This window comes from Niastella sp. (genome assembly GCF_045805085.1).
Classification (GTDB): Bacteria; Bacteroidota; Bacteroidia; order Chitinophagales; family Chitinophagaceae; genus Niastella.
On record NZ_JBJMLX010000414.1, the window covers coordinates 28,024 to 46,737 of the forward strand.

Consider the following 18,714-nt stretch of genomic DNA (forward strand, 5'->3'; position numbering starts at 1 on the left):
ATTAAATTTACATCCTCTGATGATACCTAGTATCCAGGATTCTGCAAAAGCTGCTTGTTCAGGATGATCTGGTCCGTAGGTATTGACGTGAGGTAATTTTTCCTGGTCATTGGTACTACCGGTGGCAGTCCCAAAATAAGCGCGCCGGTAGCCTGGTCCACACCATATGGATACGACGCTGGTTTGTAAGCCGGTTTGTTCGTATAGGGATTGGTGAATGTAGCGATCTCCGTAGGCTGACCATTGTATTGAACGATCATGCCTTTGGGTACCTGGTTCAGTTCCTGCTCTGCAATGCCCCAACGCATCAGGTCAGTGAAGCGGGTATTTTCACCCAGCAGTTCCAATGTGCGCTCCCGGCGGATCTCACCCAGCATGGTCAAACTTGGATAAGGAGCTATCAATTCATTGGTAAGCGGCGCCGTACCAGCGCGCGCCCTGATCTTGTTGATCGAAATATTAAGATCGGCATAGGAAATAGTACCGTTGCCCAATTCACATTTGGCTTCCGCATAAATAAGATACACTTCAGCCAGGCGAATTTGCGGGTAATCATAAGACTCCTGGTAATCATTACGGTTAATTTGCTCACTGCTCCACTTTCTGCTGCCATAACCACTTCCGCCTGTTGTAAGGTCGGGATAGTTTACAGTAATATAGGAGGGCCAGTTGAAGGTGGTGAAATAATTTGCCAGTGTATAATTGGCGCCAAAGGCAGTACTGAATCCCCAGTACTTTTGTTTGGGTTTACCTGTAATACAAGTCATCCGCGATTCCCGGTTCTCAAATTCATCCGTCATGGAAGCATAGCCCTTATTCAGGGGAGAAACAGAAAAAGGTAATCCGTCCTTACAAAGGAACATATCCATTAGCTTCCGGGAAACACCACCACCTCCAGTATGCGTAAGATTCGCGTTCCCCTGCAACAGGGTATAATCATATTTGCTGGAAAGGATAAATTCCTTATTGGCGGCTTTAGTGAGCCCTTTGGGATTTGATTGCGCATCTTCAAGAATGAACAGATAGCGGTAGCTCAATGAATCCTCACCTGTAAACAGGGAATAATCGTTATAAGTCATTACCTGTGAAGCCAGGGTGGCTGCTTCGGTAAGATATTTATTGACATTACCAGGATCATAGCCATTGCTGCCGGCGCCCGATGAAGCTCCATCGCCATCGGTCGTTTTCCCTACATACTTTTCATAAGTACCTTCATACAATAATACCCTTGCTTTAAATGCCCTGGCAGCCTGCTGGCTTACCTGGCCTTTATCAGCGGCTGCTATACTGCCTTCCAGTGGCAATCCTGCTATGGCCACATCAAGGTCTGACAATACCTGTTGCATCACTTCATAACGGCTATTGCGGGGCGCTTGTAATATTGGACTGTTCACATCGGCCACCACGGTATCGATAGGTACGCCACCAAACCGCTTTAGTAAAAAGAAATGGTGCCAGGCGCGAAAGAAATACGCGGCAGCTACATACTGTTTAATGCCACTGTAATCGCCCTTATACCCATTTCCTTTGTTAATAAGAATGTTATTGGCCCGGATATAGGCATACTCATTGACCCAGTTCTTATCGCCGGGATTGAGGGTGGATGGCCAGCCATAACCTGCGCTCAGCAGATCACTGCCCCAGTCCATCCATTCATAAATATTACTGTTAAGGGAACTGTTTTTAGAGTCGCTTCCCACGGGTCTGAAGCCGATCATCTTATTATAGAAATCATTGGCAGCCGCTTTGAACTGATCAGGGTTGGCAAAATAAACGGCCTCGGTTGGCTGATCCAGTGGTTGAAGATCGAGAAATGTTTTTTCACAGGCAGCCAGGCACAGCACGCCGCCGATACCTAATGCTGCCAATATTTTTTTAACCTTTTGCATATAGTAATTCAGGTTATGTAATTAAAAAGTAAGGTTTAAACCAAAAGACCAGGTTCTGAAGAATGGATAACTGTTATCCGCGCTCTCGCCTCTTTCGGGATCGAAACCATCGCGCACAGATGTAAGCTCAAACAGGTCGTTGCCGGCAAAGAAAAAGCGAATGTTCTCTGCCCTGATGCGGTTGGCAATTGTCTTTGGCAGCGAATAACCTAACACCAGCGACTTCAACCTTGCATAGCGCAGGCTTTGCACATTTACATCGTTGGAAACCCAGTTCCAGTTGTTGATATTACTGTCAAAGCTCAGGCGGGGATACGCTGCAGCCGGATTGTCGGCCGTCCAGGTCTTTCCGATATAGGTAGTATTTACATTCAGGTAGTTGCGGAAGAAAGGCGCGCGGGCATTGCCGCCACGAAGTATATTCCACTTCATTACCCCCTGGATAAATGCACTGAGATCAAACCCTTTCCATTGTGCACCGAGGTTAACGCCAAAGCTGTAATGCGGATCGGCATCTCCATAGAAATACAGATCGCCGCTGCCTTTCAGGCCCGTACCGGTTGCAGTGATCGCGCCATCACCATCGCGGTCCACTACTTTCAGGTCGCCGGGACGTAAGGTATTGGTACCACCAGAGGAAGTGCCATTGTAGCCGGCCACCTTACCGGTTGATCCGTATTTTGTAAAGTAGTCATTGGCTTCCTGCTGTGTTTGAAAATAGCCATCAGTCTGATATACATAAATGCTGTTGAGCGGAAATCCTTCCCGCGGATTGGTCCATTTGCCTTCACCCCAGGTATTAGCGCCCGCATAGGAGATAACGGTATTTCTGGCGTTGGCAATGTTGAAGCCAACATTATACTGCACCTTACCCACCTTGTCTCTCCAATTCATCGTCAGCTCCCATCCCTGGGTACGCAGTGTTCCACTGTTGGTAGTAGGCGCCTTACCGCCCAACGTACTGGGGTAGATAAGGCCTACCAGCATGCCCACATTCTTTTTTTCAAACACTTCCATGGTACCCGTCAGTTTGTTTTCCAACACACCAAATTCAACAGCAATATTTTTGTTGACCATTCTTTCCCAGGTACGTAGGTTAGAGGTAATTGCCGACAGATAGCTGGAGGGCTGCATAGCAGCCGGAGTTCCCATTAAAGCAGTACCTGCTCCGATCAATGCAAGATAATCGTAGTTGCCAAGGCTGGCCTGTCCGCCTGTTTCGCCATAGCTGCCTTTTAATTTCAACTCATTTATCCAGTCAAATTTTTTCATAAAAGATTCCTGCGAAATACGCCAGCCACCCGATACGCCGTAGAAGTCAGACCACCTGTTACCAGCATCAAAGCGGGAAGAACCATCACGTCGGCCAAGGAACTCCAGAAGGTATTTGCTCTTATAAGCATAGTTTACCCGCGTAAAATAAGAGATCAACCCCCATTGGGAAGAACCGCCTGAATTCAGCGAGTTATAAGAGACAGAGGCTGGTGAGATAGCGGTATTGAGATCATACAATCCATCATACTGAAGCTGGTTACGCGTTGCGCTCACCCCCTTGGTTTTATACAGTTCAGCTGTATTGCCCACCATTACAGCAATGTCATGATCACCGGCAATGGTCTTTGTGTAATCCAGCTGGGTCCCATACGTTTGATAATTAGTATTGCCGATCGTTTCGGTAAGGGCCGGGTTGTTAGGCGGTGCAAATTGCACCGAGTTGATTTTTGTGCCCAACCAGTTATAGAGGTTATACGTTTGGTTGTATTCGGTCTTCCAGCCATCACGTTTAACTACAGCTGCTGTTCCCGTCAATTTCAACCCATTAATGATCTCTGCTGTCAGCTTGCCGTTCAAACGCACAATACCTTCCCGGTTTTTGGAGGTGCCGCCCGATTTGGTAGCGGCCACAGGGTTGCGGAAGCCATAATCATCATAATACTGCCCCTGCTTATTGTACGTGGCGAATATGGGTGCATCAAAGTAACCATTACCAATACCGTTACGGGGACTTTGCACCAGGCGGCTGTCGAACGACACGCCGGTTTCCAGTTTTACCCGGCTGGAGATATTGTAATCATAGTTAAAGCGGGTGGTATATTTTTTCTCTCCATCATAGGCCGTCTTCAACAATGACTTGTTATCAGAATAACCAACTGATAACATGTAGGCGGTTTTACCGCTGGATCCTCGCAATGCCACGTTCTGCTGGTTCGACCAGGAGGGGCCGTACAATTCATCGAGCCAGTTGTTGTTTTGAAAATGGCGCACTACGCCCGAAGGATCGGTGTAGTCGAAAGAGGAATCAGCCGCCATCTTTATCAGGTTGTCCTTTGTCCATTGGGGAAACCATTCAACCGGGTTGCCGTTCAGATCTCTTTTATCTGCAGTAGAGGTTTGAAGATATAAACTGGCCCACTGGGGCATCGTTGCCCAGGGCACTTTTATGCCGATGGTATTGCGGCTGAAGTTGGAAGATACACTTACCTGTGTTTTACTGCCACGGCCACGTTTGGTGGTCACCAGCAATACGCCTCCCTGTGCACGCGCGCCGTATATAGCAGCCGATGCATCTTTTAATGCAGTAATACTTTCAATATCGTTGGGGTTTATCTGGCTGAACTCCCATGTACCTATCAGCGGAACGCCATCTACAATGATTAATGGTTCTACATTACTAACAGAAGCAGCGCCGCGCATAGTGATCACCAGGTTCTCATTACCCGGCCGGGGTGAAGTTCGCGTGATCTGCAGACCGGGAATTTGTCCCTGTAAAGCATTCACTACATTGGGTACAGGCCGGTCTTTAAACACTTCCTCGCCTACCCGCACAATAGAGCCGGTAAGCGTGGCTTTCTTTTTAACACCATAGCCAACAACTATTACATCATCGAGCTGTACGTTTGCTTTCTCCAGTTTAATGGCCAGTATGGCATTGCCCTCAGGCTGAATGTTGGCCTCAATAAAACCAACACCTGAAATACGCAGGCGGCCTTTGGCCGGTAATTGAATACTGAACTTACCTTCAACATCCGTAGCGGTGGCTGCAGTGGAACCAATTACGCTCACCGTGGCGCCCGCAACGGGTTGTCCATGGGCGTCAACCACCGTGCCCGATACGGTACGGGTTTGCGCCAGAGCGGTGAACTGATGAAGGAAAAAGAAGATAAACAGCAGCCAGCATGACCGGTAGCGTTGTCGATGCAATCGTTTAAGGATTCTCATAAAGCAATTATTAATGAAGTGTTAGTTATTTTACAGGGGGTGTAACAATATTATCCCCCCATATGTGGCAGTCATCACAAAACTACCCTTCCAATTTATAGTGCAACAGGGGTGAATACGTAAATAAGGAGGTGTGTACCGTGAAAATGTTTTAGTTTTTTATTTCTTCTTTTCTATTTTATCCATGTTGTATTTATCCTCGAATGGTTTTCGATAGCGCCTTATATATTCAGAAGGATTCATTTTAAAAACCTTATTGAATTGCACCCGGAAATACTTTACATCATTGATCCCAACCTGGAACCCGATCTCACTTACATTCAGATTGGTGTTTATCATTAACTCTGCTGCTTTCCGAAGCCGGATAAAGCGAACAAAGCCGCGCAGCGATTCACCGGAAATCGTTTTTATTTTCTTATATACGGAGGAATGGCTCATGCCCATTTCCTTAGCCAGTGTTTGTATAGTAAAGTCATCATTTTCCAGGTTTTGCTCCACTACACCAATACACTTTTCCAGAAACTGTTTATATTGACCAGAAACCTTGAAGTCGTTTTGGCGATGTGTAATGGCATTGAGAAAATATTTGCGCAGGTTATCCCTGGTTTGCAACACGCCCTGTACTCTGGCAACCAGCAATTCTTTTTCAAACGGTTTTGTAATATAGTCATCTGCCCCCACTTCGGCACTCTCCAGCTTGCTTTCTTCTGATGACGTACCTGTTAATAGAATTACAGGAATGTGATTGAGGGTAGGATTTTCCTTAATACTTCTGCAAAGATCGATGCCCGATTGTCCCTGCATTTTGATATCACTGATAATAATATCCGGGATCGATACCTCCGCTTTTTCCAACGCTTCTTTTCCATCGCCGGCTTCTTCTACATGAAATGATGACTGGAACATGGCCGCGACATAGTTCCTGATCTGCGGGTCATCATCCACAACCAGCATACTCTGTCTTTCATCGATCATTGGCTGAACGGCCCCTTCTTCCTGGGCAGCCTTCGTTTCTTCCACCACATCGTCCGTCATCTCTTCCAGGAATCCGGTTTCCTGCGGCGCCAGTTGAATAGCAGGTTCACCCGAAATACGGTCTGTTCCCTTCGGCAACAACACTTTGAAAATAGCGCCCTTTCCTTCAGCGCTTTCATAGCTTACCTGTCCGCCATGTTGTGTGGTGAATTGTTTTACCAGGTAAAGCCCAATACCAAATCCTGGTTTCATGTTCGTTGCTGTGCCCTGAGGCCGGTAAAATTTTTCAAACAACTGTGCAGCCGTTCCGGCAGGGATCCCTACGCCGGTATCTTCAATAACAACTTCCAGCATTTTATCAAATTCCTGCAATCGAAATGTTACTTTACCATCCGGCGGTGTATACTTAAGTGCATTAGAGAGCAGATTGAAAAGAATGATCTCCAGTTTCTCCCGGTCACCATATATGCGCAGGTCTTCCTTATCGCAAAAAAACAGGTACTCGATGTTGGCCAGCCTGGCTTGTTGCATAAACGAGAGGAATACGTCCCGGCATAATTCGGAAAAATTCAACTCCGTGGGTTTTATCCGGTCAAGCTCACTGTCTGCTTTTCGAAACAGCAGCAATTGATCTAATAATCGCAGCAGTCTTTTAGCGTTCCTATATACCGTATTCAATTCAAAGCGATTGTCTTCATTGACCTCTTTTTTCGCCATCATATCTTTGATGGGATTGATGATCAATGTCAGCGGCGTACGGAACTCATGCGATACATTAGTGAAGAAGGATAACTTCTTTTCATTCAGTTCGCGCTCTTTTTCCGAGTTCATCTTTGCAAGCGCCACTTCATATTGCAGTGTACGCTGGCGTTGCTTATACTTTACATACATCACAATAATACCGCAAGCCACACTTAAATAAATACAATATGCCCACCACGAAGCATACCAAGGTGGCAGCACGATGATCTCCAGGCGGATCTCCCTGTCAAGCCAACGGCCTTCGGTATCCGTACTTTTAACCCTGAATTTGTAAGTGCCACTGCCCAGATGCGTATAGGTGGCGCCTCGTGTATTGCCCGCTTTGTTCCAACCCTTATCCCAACCATCCATATAATACGAATAGGAGATCTTATTGGGGGAAGAATAATCCAGTGCCGTAAACTCAAATGCAAATACCGCATCCCGGTAGGGCACTTCAATCACCTTTATCTCGTCGTTTTGCAAACGCTTAATATAATCCAGTCGCTGACCGATCGGCAAATTATTGATCGTAAGACCGGTAAAAAGAAGATTCAGCTTTTCGTCGGACGCCTTAATGGCTTCGGGATGAAAAATATCCAGTCCCTTGATACCGCCAAACATCATTTCACCAGATCGAAGGGTAAGCGCTGCGTTATAATTGAATTGATTACCCTGCAATCCATCTCCTATGTAATAATTGGTGAACGTGCGTGTTTGGGTATTGAACCTGGAAAGTCCGTTGAAAGTACTGATCCATAAATTGCCAGTGTTATCTTCCAGTATATTCAGCACCGCGTTATTACTCAAACCCTCGTTGGTAGTATATCGCTCAAGCACTTTACCTTTTTCGCGGTCAAACAGGATCAATCCTCCCCCTTCCGTGCCTATCCAGAATTTCCCGTTCCGGTCCTCATGGATGGCGCGAACAGGATTACCCAGCAGATAGGAATGGTGCTTTTTGGTTTGGCGGTCAATCCTGATCAACACTTTTAAACTGCCTGCCCACATTTCACCGGCCATATCTTCCTGCATGGTGAAAAGATCGGTAAGCGTGTTGTCGAACAATTCAAATGCATCCGTTTGTCTGTTATACTTAAAAAGTCCATTGCCGCTAATGGTGCCGGCCCAGATATTGTTCAGCTTATCTTTATACAGCAGATAAACCGTTTTATTTTCCTGGTTGGTACTAGTATTATAAAGCGCGTAATGCTTAAAGTTATTGCTCCTTTTGTTGAACCGGTTCAAACCGGCCCAATAAGTGGCGACCCAGATATTCTGATCATCGTCGCATTTTATATTGGTAACAAAATTGTCGCTTAATGAACCCGGCTGGCCCGGATGGTGAACGAAGTTGAGGAAGCGATTGGCCTTCCGGTCCCAGCGGCTGATACCACCGCCATCGGTCCCAATCCAGATCTCTCCATTTGTTTCTTCGCAGAGTGCAAACACAAAATTATTGACAAGGCTATTGGGGTTTAACGGGTCGTGCGTTATACCTTGGAAACGATTTTTTTTGGGGTCAATGATATTGATGCCACCACGCAAAGTACCTATCCATTTGCGCCCGCCGGCATCCTCATAAATAGCGTCTGCCGATTCACTGGTGAGCGAAGTATTGTTGCTACCTGACCGGATGTATTCGGTGACGGCTCCTGTTTCTGTATTCAGTATATTGATGCCGCCCCCATTGATAGCGATCCAAAGCTCGCCGTTGTTTTCCAGAAACAGGTTCGACACCTTATTGTAGGTTAATTTGCCATTTGCTTCAGTAAACGAATCCCGGTATTGGTTGCTGGGTATATGGTACTTAAAAAGACCATTGGATGTCCCGATCCATAAAAAATCATTGTTCCCTTTTATACAGGAGGCCGAGGAGAACTCCCTGTTCACCAATTTCGCCTGCCGGGAACGGCTATCAAATTTGCACAACCCTTTTCCCAGGGCGAAAAACCACCCGTCGCCATTAGCAGACAGATCGATCATGGAAGCATCATAGTTGTAAACCGGTTTACCATCTACCATTAAAGGGATCTGCCGGGCCACCTGCTGGCCATTGCCGATAAACAACAATCCAATTTCCGCAGTTGCAACCAACATATCTCCCTGGCTATTCCGTTTAATATCCCTGATTACTGAACGGATCGTTTTTAATACCCCGGAATTACCCACCTGGTAACGCAGCATGCTGAATTTCTCCGACACGGCGTTATAAATATTCAGGCCCTGCCGCGTGCCTACCCACAAGCGTTGTTGCTCATCTTCATTGATAGTCAACACCCAGTTATTGACCAGCGAGCTGGAATCTGAAAAATTATTCCGGTAAACCTTGAAGCTGTTGCCATCGTACCGGTTTAACCCATCGTACGTGCCAAACCACATAAATCCCTTATGATCCTGAAAAACGCAACGCACTGAATTGTTGGAAAGTCCCTGCTCTATTCCCAGATAGGTGATAGTACGGTTATGACCATCATTGGCCATACTGTTGTACAAAACAGTAAGCATACAAAAACAAAGCAACAGGCGGGAAAGAATAAGACGCGTTAGCATGGCAATCGTTTAAAGCTCGAACCAGGATCCGGATTTTACGAGTTTCACCCCCTAAAACCGGTGTCCTGCATCAGCAATCTACACATTATAAAGGTACACAACAGGGAGGGTATTCTCATAAAAGAGGGGGTATAGTCGTAAAATTAACGCTTATTCAAAAACAACGCCTTCAACATGCTCGCCCAGAAAGATGCCCGCCATATCTGCAGTCTTGAACCATTTTGGCTTGTTTTTCATATCGTCTGTGATCTTTACTCCGTTGATCACTAAATTCTCAAAGCGGATGTTTTTCACTTTCCGCTCTTCATCATAGCCCGCAATAATGGAAATTTCTGCTTTCGATCCCTGGTAGGAAACATTTTTGAACAATACATCTTCGATCGCCCGGCCCGGCGATGTGCAATACTTCCGGTTATAAAATACGCGGATATTCAATAATTGCCCCTGTCTGAAATCCTCCACCCGCACATTATCAAAACGAACCTGCCGCACCAGGTTGTTGTCACCGGCGTTGATGCTCATACAACCCTGGTAATCGAGTTGTTGCTCTTTTTGGTCCAGAATATCGATGTTTTGATAACTAATGTTCTCCAGCGTATCGGGATGAGGCGTATTGCCATGCGTACCGATCAGGATCGGGTGGCCTACATCGGCCCATAAAGTAGAATTCTCCATCAAAATATTGCTGCATCCACCGGTGAATCCGAGCCGGGTTCCATAAACAGTGGTACAATCGTCGGAATTACGGTTAAAAACGCGGTCTATTTTTACATTCCGGCTGCTGATCACATTCATACCATCGCCCCAGCCATAATAACTAAACACCTTTACGTTGCGGATGGTCACGCTGTCTGAACCGCCCGTGAAACATTGAGTGGCAAACAATCCTTCCACCTGCACATTTTTTGAATTGGCAATGCGAATGCCCATCTTAATTGATTGATCCACCATGCCGCTGCCAAGGATCCGCACATGGCTGGCATTTTCCACCAATAATTGCCCTTTTAACACGGCCCCGCCTGCAACAAACACCGTCTTTCCTGATGGTATAGCTACCACCTGGCCTGGAATTTCATGCACACCGGGACCAAAGTATATAAGGTTGGTGTCATTTTTATTCAGCGCCATTTTTTGTACCGGGTTGGCAAACAGATGCAGGTTGTGAAAAAGATCATTATTAACCTCTACTGAAAGATTCGCCGGTTTAGTCAATTTGAAGTGTATGGTCTCTCCCTCCATTCTATGCGCAATGTTATAGGAAAGGGGACGCACCCTTGCGGTTTTAACAGCGCCCTTGTGCCAGGTTACCGACACCTCCACTTCGCCATCGAAGTCAAAATAGGCCATGGAAGCATTTTCGGTATGGTGATCTCCATTTTTAACTTCATCAACTTTCACCAGATATACCGGTAGCGTTTGCCAGGCTTTTCCACTCAGCCGCACCTTTACTGTATAATCGGTATTCAATGCAACCCCGGCAGGCGCCGTATAGGCCTGTAATACATTTTTGGGTTCATCTTCAGCAAAGATGATGGTACACCCAAACAGCAATGATACTAACACACAAAACATTTTATTCATGAAAACTGGATTGTATAATTACTTAACTGGTTTTAAAATGGCCAATGAAAAGAGTTCTGTAAATGGCATAAAAATACCCCCTGCTTGTAGAGAACAGGGGGTGTATAGTGAGATTTCAGGCGGGATAATCTGGGATAAAACCGATGGATATACGTAAACGTACTTATTTTTGCCGCGTAACTGACGATAATTCACAAATAAAAATTATGCAATACACTACACTCGGTAATACCGGCCTTATCGTATCCAAACTTGCTTTTGGCGCCATGACCTTCGGTGACGATGCTTCCATTAAATCTATTTACAAAGTTGACCAGCAATTGGCGCAGGAAATGGTCAACAGATCACTGGAAGCAGGGATTAATTTTTTCGATACCGCCGATGGCTATGCAAATGGACAATCAGAGAGCATGTTAGGGAAATTGCTGGCCCCGCACCGGCAAAATGTTATCATTACTACCAAAGTAGGCTTTAGAACAGGAAACCCGGTAACCCAGGCCGGACTATCAAAAAAACATATCCTGTTTTCCTGTGAACAAAGTCTGAAACGACTGAACACGGATTATATAGACCTGTACCTTCTTCACAAAGAAGATCCGTTTACCCCGTTGGAAGAAACCCTGGGCGCACTCAACAGCCTGGTTGAAGCTGGCAAAGTACGCTATGTCGGTTACTCAAACTGGTCAGCATGGAAAGCCGCACTGGCTTATCAGCTGCAGAAAGATAACGGGTGGGCGACCTTCTGTAATGGTCAGATGAACTATACCCTGGTTGGACGCGATGTGGAATATGATGTGGTACCGTTTATGCAACACGCTGGTATTGGCATGACGATCTGGGGACCCTTGGCAGGCGGTTTTCTGAGTGGAAAATACACCCGCGAAAATTTAAAAGATCCGAATAACCGGTTGTCAGGTTTCGATCTGTTACCTTTTGATAAGGAGCAGGGTTTTAAAGTAGTGGATCTGTTAAAGGAAATTGCTGCAGAACACCAGGCCTCCGTGGCACAAATAGCATTAGCCTGGCTGCTCACCAAACAAGTGATTTCAAGCGTTATCATAGGCGCCAGCAAAATGCATCAGTTAGACGATAACCTGAATGCCATTAAGGTAAAATTGAGCGCGGCACAAATTCAGCAATTGGATTCAATAACAAAACCTGGCGTTTTATACCCGCATTGGTTCAACCAACAATTGATCGACTCCGTACATAAGGAGATATTCAATGGTGTAGCGCAAGGGTAAAATACCTGTCACTCACAACAAAAGCCTTCAGATCTTATCGGTTTGAAGGCTTTATTCTTACAAAAATACAATGCACTGGCGCCAGACAATGACAATCGTCAGCATTTGACAGATTTGGCCGTTTATATTACCCTTATAGAATTATATAAGTTACCTTTAAACCAGCCGCAGGTTAACCAGCATTTTTTTCAATCCTTTCCACTACGATACAATACTAACGATTTCGCATCCCCACTTCATCATTCATTTTATCATCCTTAAAATGAGTCGTTATGCAATTAACAATACCAAAAAGAAAGAGTAGTGTAAAACTATTACTGGCAGTATTATTTATAAGCCTGCTTTATAATTGCCGTAAAATAGACCTGCCTTCACATCCACCAGAAGAAAACGCGGATGTAGTGTATGGCTGGTATAAATTTATAGCAAAAGTTCAACGACCAGCCAATCCGCAACCTGTTGTAATTCTAAACATGAGGAATTTTGGTTTTATAGGGGTAGGCCTTTATGAAGCAGTACGCCCCGGAAGCAAAAGTGCCGAAAGTTTATCTTCCAGCCTGTATCAAATGCCAGCTATGCCGCAAGCGGATGCATGGCAAAGGTACTTGTGGAGTGAAAGCGCCAATGCAGCCCTGGCGAGTATGTTCAAATTGTTTTTAACCGGCCTTACCGATGCAGACAAGGCAAGTATCGACTCCCTCGAAAATGTCAATTACAACCGGTTCAAAGCAAACACATCTACTGATATACTTGACCGTTCACAAACTTTTGGACGTGCCATTGCAACCGCCATTTACAATTGGTCAACAACCGACAAGTTCAATCTTTCCAGTGTAGGATACATGCCACCGCCTGTTACCCCCGGTTCCTGGGTGCCTACTCCGCCGGCCTTTGCAACGCTAGGCCCTTTCCTGGCCGACTCAAGGCCTTTGCTGGAATATAGCCTAACGGCCATTGCACCCCCATTACCCGTTCCATTTTCAGAAGATACTTCATCCCGGTTTTATAAAGCAGTTAAAGAAGTATATGACATTGGAAAGAATTTAACTGTTGCGCAAAAAGCAACAGCCGATTGGTGGGCTGATGCCGGTGGCGCGGCAGTAGGTGTACCGTCGCCCCATCACGTTCTTTCCATCATTACCTGGGTACAGGAAAATCAAAAAGCAAAGTTGTGGCAGGCAACTGAAGTGTATGCCAAAACAGGCATTGCATTAAAGGATGGTGGCATAATTACATTCAGGTCGAAATATCATTACAACCTCATCAGACCTGTTACCTTTATCCGCAGGCTTATCGACACTGGCTGGCTGAGCTATTTACCTACCCCGCCTTACCCTGAATATACATCAGGCCTAGTGGGGTTTTACGCTCCCTATATACAAGTCTTAATAAAAGAGTACGGCGACATTCCTGTAACCGATAATGCATATGACTGGCGGGGGTTACCTGCCCGGCAATATAATTCGCTGTCAGCACTGTTGCAGGAAGCCGCCCTTTCAAGAATATATGCAGGTTTGCATTACAGGTTTACACAAGAAGTTTCTATAAAAATGGGTAAAGAACTGGGCAATGAAATAGCAGCTATCCGGTTAGTTTCTCCACAATATAAACATCCGTAAGGTTGCCAGATAAAAGGACCTGCAGAATCGATGGTTTTGCAGGTTTCTCTATTGCTGGTATAATTTCTGATTCAATTCCAAAACCATATTAGCCAGCTTTTGCAAATCGGCCCACTCCCCAGGCGAATAATGCCATTTGTAGGTAGTATGTGCGCTTGCAGTACCTATTGTCAATGCGTAAAAGGTGCCATCTATCACAATACCTGGCTGGTCAAAGTGAGGTTTAATAGTCATGGCGTTGATGAAAGCAATAATAGGTAGTAACACTTCCCTACTAACCTCACCCCTTCCCTGCTCAATGGTTGGGGTGATGGTTCGCCCAATGTACTTCAGATTTTCAATCGGGTCGGCAAACTTTGGCCTGTCATCGAGTTTGCGCCAAGTTTTCCGGTGCCACGATACGCTTTCCTCATTTACCTGCAGCTGAAGGAAAGTGTGGTTATCAAAAGAAGGTTCAACCACTAGCTGGATAGTCGGTTTGTATTCTAGGGAATTGCCTTGCAGCAGCGCCGCTCGCGCCCCTTCCATAAACCCGAACCATTTTTGTTGATGGTGTGACATAGTGGTTTTCAATTTATATGATTAAAAGCAATCTTTTGCCGATTTACCGAAATCCTTTAAATTACATCCCCTTTTCGGAAAGATGCCAGAGTGGTTGAATGGGACGGTCTCGAAAACCGTTTACCGACTTGTCGGTACGAGGGTTCGAATCCCTCTCTTTCCGCACCAAATTAGGAACGCCTTCAAGTCGTCGGATTTGAAGGCGTTTTTTGTTCCAGATGCTCAAACCATTTAAGCAGCAGATATTGTCTTTCATATCGTCAGGTTGAATTGCAGACTGGTAGTATCACAAACTGATTGACAAGGCGTGATGAAACACATTCCCCGGATCCCATTTTTGTTTCACCTGCTGCAATCGCGGGTAATTATCCCCGTAATATAAGGTTGACCATGGCACACCGGACTTATTCCACTGCGGATCGGCCATGTCTGTATCGGGATGATTGATCATGCATCCGCCGGTCTGCTCGTTGGGTACCGGAACGCCCCCGAAAGCGGCAAACAGGTCCTTATAAAAATTACGGACCCAGTTCAGGCTGGCAGCTTCGCCTTCCGGGTCTGTCCATCCTGTATTGCATGCAATATCAAGGATGCAATCCCGTTGGGCGGATGCTGTAGCTCCCGGCTTCACGGCGTTTACCTGGCCGCCATAGGTGGCCATACCTAATCCTCCGCCTACCGGGTCGTTACCTGTCAAATATTTGTATGTCGTTGCAATCTGATCAATTGTAAAAGGGAGACGAAGAAAAGCGTCTTTAATCTTAGCTTTAACCTTGTCATACCCAGGCTGAAAAAGTTCTGGAAAAGGATTGAGCGCAAATTGCAGCCAGGCAGTTTCTTCTATTTGTCGTGTATAAGTTAAGCCTAAAGGCCCCGCAATCGCAGCCAAGTGCTCGTCTATGAGCTGTATTGCCTTTGGACCTGCTGTACAAACCCCTTTCATTTCCAGTTTACCCATGTTACGGTGATTCAGAAAAAGCAAACTGAATAACTGCTTATAGGCAGTGTCCGGGCCGCTATTCATTTGCGCCCACACTCCAAAATTTTGAACTAACTGCGAAAACAATATTTCGTCAAAGTTATTCCAGTCCCACGATACCCTAAAGGTCGTGATGGTTTTAGGAGCTCTGGGAAGAGCGGTAGCAGGATCAGAACCATCAGTTTCCAATGATCGAAGCCAGTAACGGGTTACGATACCAAAATTACCGCCGCCACCTCCGGTATGCGCCCACCAAAGTTCACGGTTAGGATCATTTTCTTCCCGCGTGGCGATGACGCTGTGCGCCTTACCGGATGAATCTACTGCAACCAGTTCTATGCCATAAAGGTGATCTACCGCCAATCCGTACTCCCGGCAAAGGAAACCAAATGCACCGCCTAATATATGACCGCCAATACCTATAGCAGGGTGTTCTCCTGCCGGAAGAACTACGCCCCAGCCCAGAAACAGTCTCCGGTACATCTCACCAACTGTAGCGCCTGCTTCAACAGCGAAAGCTGACCTTTCTGGGTCATAGTAAATATTTGTCATGAGGGACATATCGATAAGTGCCTGGACGGCAGGATCTAAAACGAAACCTTCCAGGCAATGCCCGCCGCTACGCACAACCAGTCTCTGTTTATTGTTTACCGCTTCCTGAACTGCGTTGACCACGTCATCGGTGGACTGCGGCATGCAGATGTATTCGGGTTTTCCTGTAAAGCGTTTATTGAACCGTTTTTCCGCCAGGTCAGCATAACGGAAATCGCCTTCGATGATCTTTTCCATATTGTTAAGGTTTATTAAATAAAAATAAGTTTGGATACAAATTGACAAAGTTGCCCGGTGAATGTGTCCCGGTCGTAAAGTTGTGCATAACTTTCCGCCGACATAACACAAATGCTTATGTTGTTGGTAGTTTGGGTTTAAAGAATTCAATATAATTTGAAATTGTTTTCGCTATGCCCTCAAATGAATAAAAATTGGTCAAATCATATTTCCAATAAGTGTCGTCTTGCAATAAAATAATTAATTTATTTGTTCCCCCGCCTTTGCCGGGATAATTTAAAATGGCAGTCTCCTTTATTTGATTCCAGTTAAATAAAGTTTCGTCAATTTGAATCCCTTCATTGTCAATATAAATTGTAAAATTCAAGTTGTCGTCATAAAAAAACTGGCGAAGAAAATTTAGGATAAAGATGAAAATACATATTAACCCAACAGCAAGTCCGCCCTGATTTATTTCCTTTTGTTTAAGTAAAGAAAAAAATACCGCAAATAACATCATACCAATTAGAATAAGTACCAAAAAGATTATTAGTTTACTTTTTCTGAAAACCTTGAGCGTTTTGTCAGTCGTAAAATTCTTGCTCCCAGCGATACTTGATGTTGATTTAATTGCCGGTTTATTCAATGAATATTTTGAAACTTTATCTCGCAGGTCGTCTTCATTTAAAATTTCTTGTAATCTAATTTCCGTCTTTGTTACCATTTTATAAAGGGGGGGATTTGGGGTTACGCACAACACCCATCAGCTTGCCGAAGTATGGGCATTTGTTATCGCTAATATACGCTACTTTGGTTGTAGTTTTAGCTTGTGACCTGGTTCATATGTACAGCGATAAATAAGCAGCGGTTTTACTCTTTCTATTTTTCGCAACCGCCGCCGGTATTCCTTCAGCAACGATCCTTCCGCCATTTTCGCCGGCGCCCGGCCCAATGTCGATCACCCAATCGCTTTGCGCAATAACGTGCATGTCGTGCTCAACAACAATCACCGTGTTACCCGAATCTACCAGCGAATTTAATTGCACCATGAGTTTCTCTACATCTGAGGGGTGCAATCCTGTTGTGGGTTCATCCAGCACATAAAGCGTATGGCCACGCTGTGAACGCTGCAGTTCCGTTGCCAGTTTGATGCGTTGTGCCTCACCGCCTGATAGCTCTGTAGCAGGCTGGCCCAACCTTAAATAACCTAACCCTACCTGTCGCACAACATCAAGGCTACGCCGCAAGATCTCCTCTTCTTCAAAAAATTCCCACGCAGCATCTACCGGCATCGAAAGTACGTCAGCAATATTCTTATCCTTGTATTTTATTTCGAGCGTCTTATCGTTGTACCGCGTGCCGTGGCAAGTAGGACAGGGGGAATACACGCTTGGCAAGAACAACAATTCTACCATTACAAAGCCCTCACCTGTGCAATGTGGGCAACGGCCCTTGGCTACGTTAAACGAAAAACGACCTGCATCGTAATGACGCGCTTTCGCCATTTTCGTTCCTGCAAAAAGTTTACGCACATGGTCAAACAGGCCGGTGTACGTAGCGAGATTAGACCGGGGTGTACGACCGATCGGTTTTTGATCCACCCGCACCATGCGTTTAACCCGTTCCATCCCTTCCGTTATCCGCCCTGAAGAAAGGACTGTTTCATCCTGAAGCAAATCCTGTTGATCTTCTGATGGCGGATCTATTTCCTGGCCAAGCTGCGCCGCAACGAGTTCTATAAGTGCCTGGCTGACAAGGCTGCTTTTACCTGAGCCGGAAATACCCGTTACACTCGTTAAAAGACCTAACGGAAAAGAAACATCCAGGTTGCTAAGATTATTGCGGGAGATTCCTTCCAACCGCAGCCAGCTTGTTGTAGTACGTGCAGTTCGTTTGGGCGTAACCGCCTGTGCTATATATCTCCGGGTTACAGAGGCTTCCATTTCCTGCAACCCGCTTAAAGGCCCGCTGTATAGAATTTCACCGCCGTTAACACCGGCCGCAGGGCCAACATCTACCACCCAGTCAGCGTGGCGAATGATATCCACTTCATGCTCGACTACAAAAAGTGAATTGCCAGCATCTTTCAGCTTATCCAGCGCACGCAGCAATGCTTCTGTATCTGCCGGATGAAGGCCTGCAGAAGGTTCATCGAGTACATACACAACGCCGAATAAATTTGAGCGTACCTGCGTTGCGAGCCGTAGTCTTTGCAACTCACCCGGCGATAGCGTAGGCGTGCTGCGTTCCGGCGTAAGGTAGCCAAGACCGAGGTCAAGCATTATAGACAGCCTTGCCACGAGATCTTCAGCAATACGTTGCGCCACCATCGCTTTTTCAGGGTGCAGTTCATTTATTAAATCAAACGATGCATGTCTGGCATAAGGGCTAAAAATTTTATTAAGCTCAGATAATTGAAGGCGCGATATTTCTGCAATATCATAGCCGGCAAATTTTACAGACAGAGATTCTATTTTTAGCCTTTTGCCATTGCATACCGGGCAATCTGCGCTTAGCATAAACTGCATTACCCGCTTTTTCATTAGCTGGCTTTGCGTATTAGCGAAGGTCTGCATTATATACCG

General features: G+C 45.7%; 10 protein-coding genes and 1 tRNA gene. 3 read left to right on the top strand and 8 right to left on the bottom strand.

Annotated elements, in window-relative coordinates:
- Nucleotides 1-26: 26 nt before the first annotated feature.
- The 4 genes from ACJ751_RS21445 to ACJ751_RS21460 form a co-directional block, all read right to left on the bottom strand.
- Nucleotides 27-1,889 (bottom strand): RagB/SusD family nutrient uptake outer membrane protein, encoded by a 1,863-nt coding sequence (locus tag ACJ751_RS21445; protein ID WP_407747568.1) that lies wholly within the window; start codon nucleotides 1,887-1,889, stop codon nucleotides 27-29.
- Between the two features lie 21 nt (nucleotides 1,890-1,910).
- Nucleotides 1,911-5,108, bottom strand: a complete 3,198-nt coding sequence (locus ACJ751_RS21450) for a SusC/RagA family TonB-linked outer membrane protein (protein ID WP_407747569.1) — start codon at nucleotides 5,106-5,108, stop codon at nucleotides 1,911-1,913.
- A gap of 159 nt (nucleotides 5,109-5,267) precedes the next feature.
- The gene (locus ACJ751_RS21455; protein ID WP_407747570.1) at nucleotides 5,268-9,377 is read right to left on the bottom strand and encodes a two-component regulator propeller domain-containing protein; all 4,110 of its coding nucleotides are present in this window, start codon (nucleotides 9,375-9,377) and stop codon (nucleotides 5,268-5,270) included.
- Between the two features lie 150 nt (nucleotides 9,378-9,527).
- The gene (locus ACJ751_RS21460; protein ID WP_407747571.1) at nucleotides 9,528-10,940 is read right to left on the bottom strand and encodes a glycosyl hydrolase family 28 protein; all 1,413 of its coding nucleotides are present in this window, start codon (nucleotides 10,938-10,940) and stop codon (nucleotides 9,528-9,530) included.
- A 161-nt stretch (nucleotides 10,941-11,101) separates the two neighbouring features.
- Here ACJ751_RS21460 and ACJ751_RS21465 point away from each other — a divergent pair, with 161 nt between their 5' ends.
- Complete coding sequence (locus ACJ751_RS21465) at nucleotides 11,102-12,202, top strand: aldo/keto reductase (RefSeq protein ID WP_407747572.1); 1,101 nt, start codon at nucleotides 11,102-11,104, stop codon at nucleotides 12,200-12,202.
- Between the two features lie 272 nt (nucleotides 12,203-12,474).
- Entirely contained in the window at nucleotides 12,475-13,821 is a 1,347-nt protein-coding gene (locus tag ACJ751_RS21470) for a vanadium-dependent haloperoxidase (protein WP_407747573.1), read from the top strand.
- Between the two features lie 48 nt (nucleotides 13,822-13,869).
- Here the strand turns inward: ACJ751_RS21470 and ACJ751_RS21475 are convergent, their stop codons facing one another.
- Nucleotides 13,870-14,382, bottom strand: a complete 513-nt coding sequence (locus ACJ751_RS21475; protein ID WP_407747574.1) for a hypothetical protein — start codon at nucleotides 14,380-14,382, stop codon at nucleotides 13,870-13,872.
- Between the two features lie 76 nt (nucleotides 14,383-14,458).
- Here ACJ751_RS21475 and ACJ751_RS21480 point away from each other — a divergent pair.
- Nucleotides 14,459-14,545, top strand: a tRNA-Ser gene (locus tag ACJ751_RS21480).
- Between the two features lie 123 nt (nucleotides 14,546-14,668).
- Here the strand turns inward: ACJ751_RS21480 and ACJ751_RS21485 are convergent.
- From ACJ751_RS21485 to ACJ751_RS21495, 3 genes are all read right to left on the bottom strand, one after another.
- Nucleotides 14,669-16,150, bottom strand: coding sequence for an FAD-binding oxidoreductase (locus tag ACJ751_RS21485; protein ID WP_407747575.1), 1,482 nt, complete (start codon nucleotides 16,148-16,150; stop codon nucleotides 14,669-14,671).
- A 115-nt stretch (nucleotides 16,151-16,265) separates the two neighbouring features.
- Complete coding sequence (locus ACJ751_RS21490) at nucleotides 16,266-16,853, bottom strand: hypothetical protein (RefSeq protein ID WP_407747576.1); 588 nt, start codon at nucleotides 16,851-16,853, stop codon at nucleotides 16,266-16,268.
- A 115-nt stretch (nucleotides 16,854-16,968) separates the two neighbouring features.
- Nucleotides 16,969-18,714: excinuclease ABC subunit A (locus ACJ751_RS21495; RefSeq protein ID WP_407747577.1), on the bottom strand; the 1,746-nt coding region annotated here is incomplete at its 5' end.

What these genes read in the sequence shown, in the direction of transcription:
- ACJ751_RS21445 (WP_407747568.1), bottom strand. Translation starts at nt 1,889, where the DNA reads ATGCAAAAGGTTAAAAAAATATTGGCAGCATTAGGTATCGGCGGCGTG.
- ACJ751_RS21450 (WP_407747569.1), bottom strand. Translation starts at nt 5,108, where the DNA reads ATGAGAATCCTTAAACGATTGCATCGACAACGCTACCGGTCATGCTGG.
- ACJ751_RS21455 (WP_407747570.1), bottom strand. Translation starts at nt 9,377, where the DNA reads ATGCTAACGCGTCTTATTCTTTCCCGCCTGTTGCTTTGTTTTTGTATG.
- ACJ751_RS21465 (WP_407747572.1), top strand. Translation starts at nt 11,102, where the DNA reads ATGGATATACGTAAACGTACTTATTTTTGCCGCGTAACTGACGATAAT.
- ACJ751_RS21470 (WP_407747573.1), top strand. Translation starts at nt 12,475, where the DNA reads ATGCAATTAACAATACCAAAAAGAAAGAGTAGTGTAAAACTATTACTG.
- ACJ751_RS21475 (WP_407747574.1), bottom strand. Translation starts at nt 14,382, where the DNA reads ATGTCACACCATCAACAAAAATGGTTCGGGTTTATGGAAGGGGCGCGA.
- ACJ751_RS21485 (WP_407747575.1), bottom strand. Translation starts at nt 16,150, where the DNA reads ATGGAAAAGATCATCGAAGGCGATTTCCGTTATGCTGACCTGGCGGAA.
- ACJ751_RS21490 (WP_407747576.1), bottom strand. Translation starts at nt 16,853, where the DNA reads ATGGTAACAAAGACGGAAATTAGATTACAAGAAATTTTAAATGAAGAC.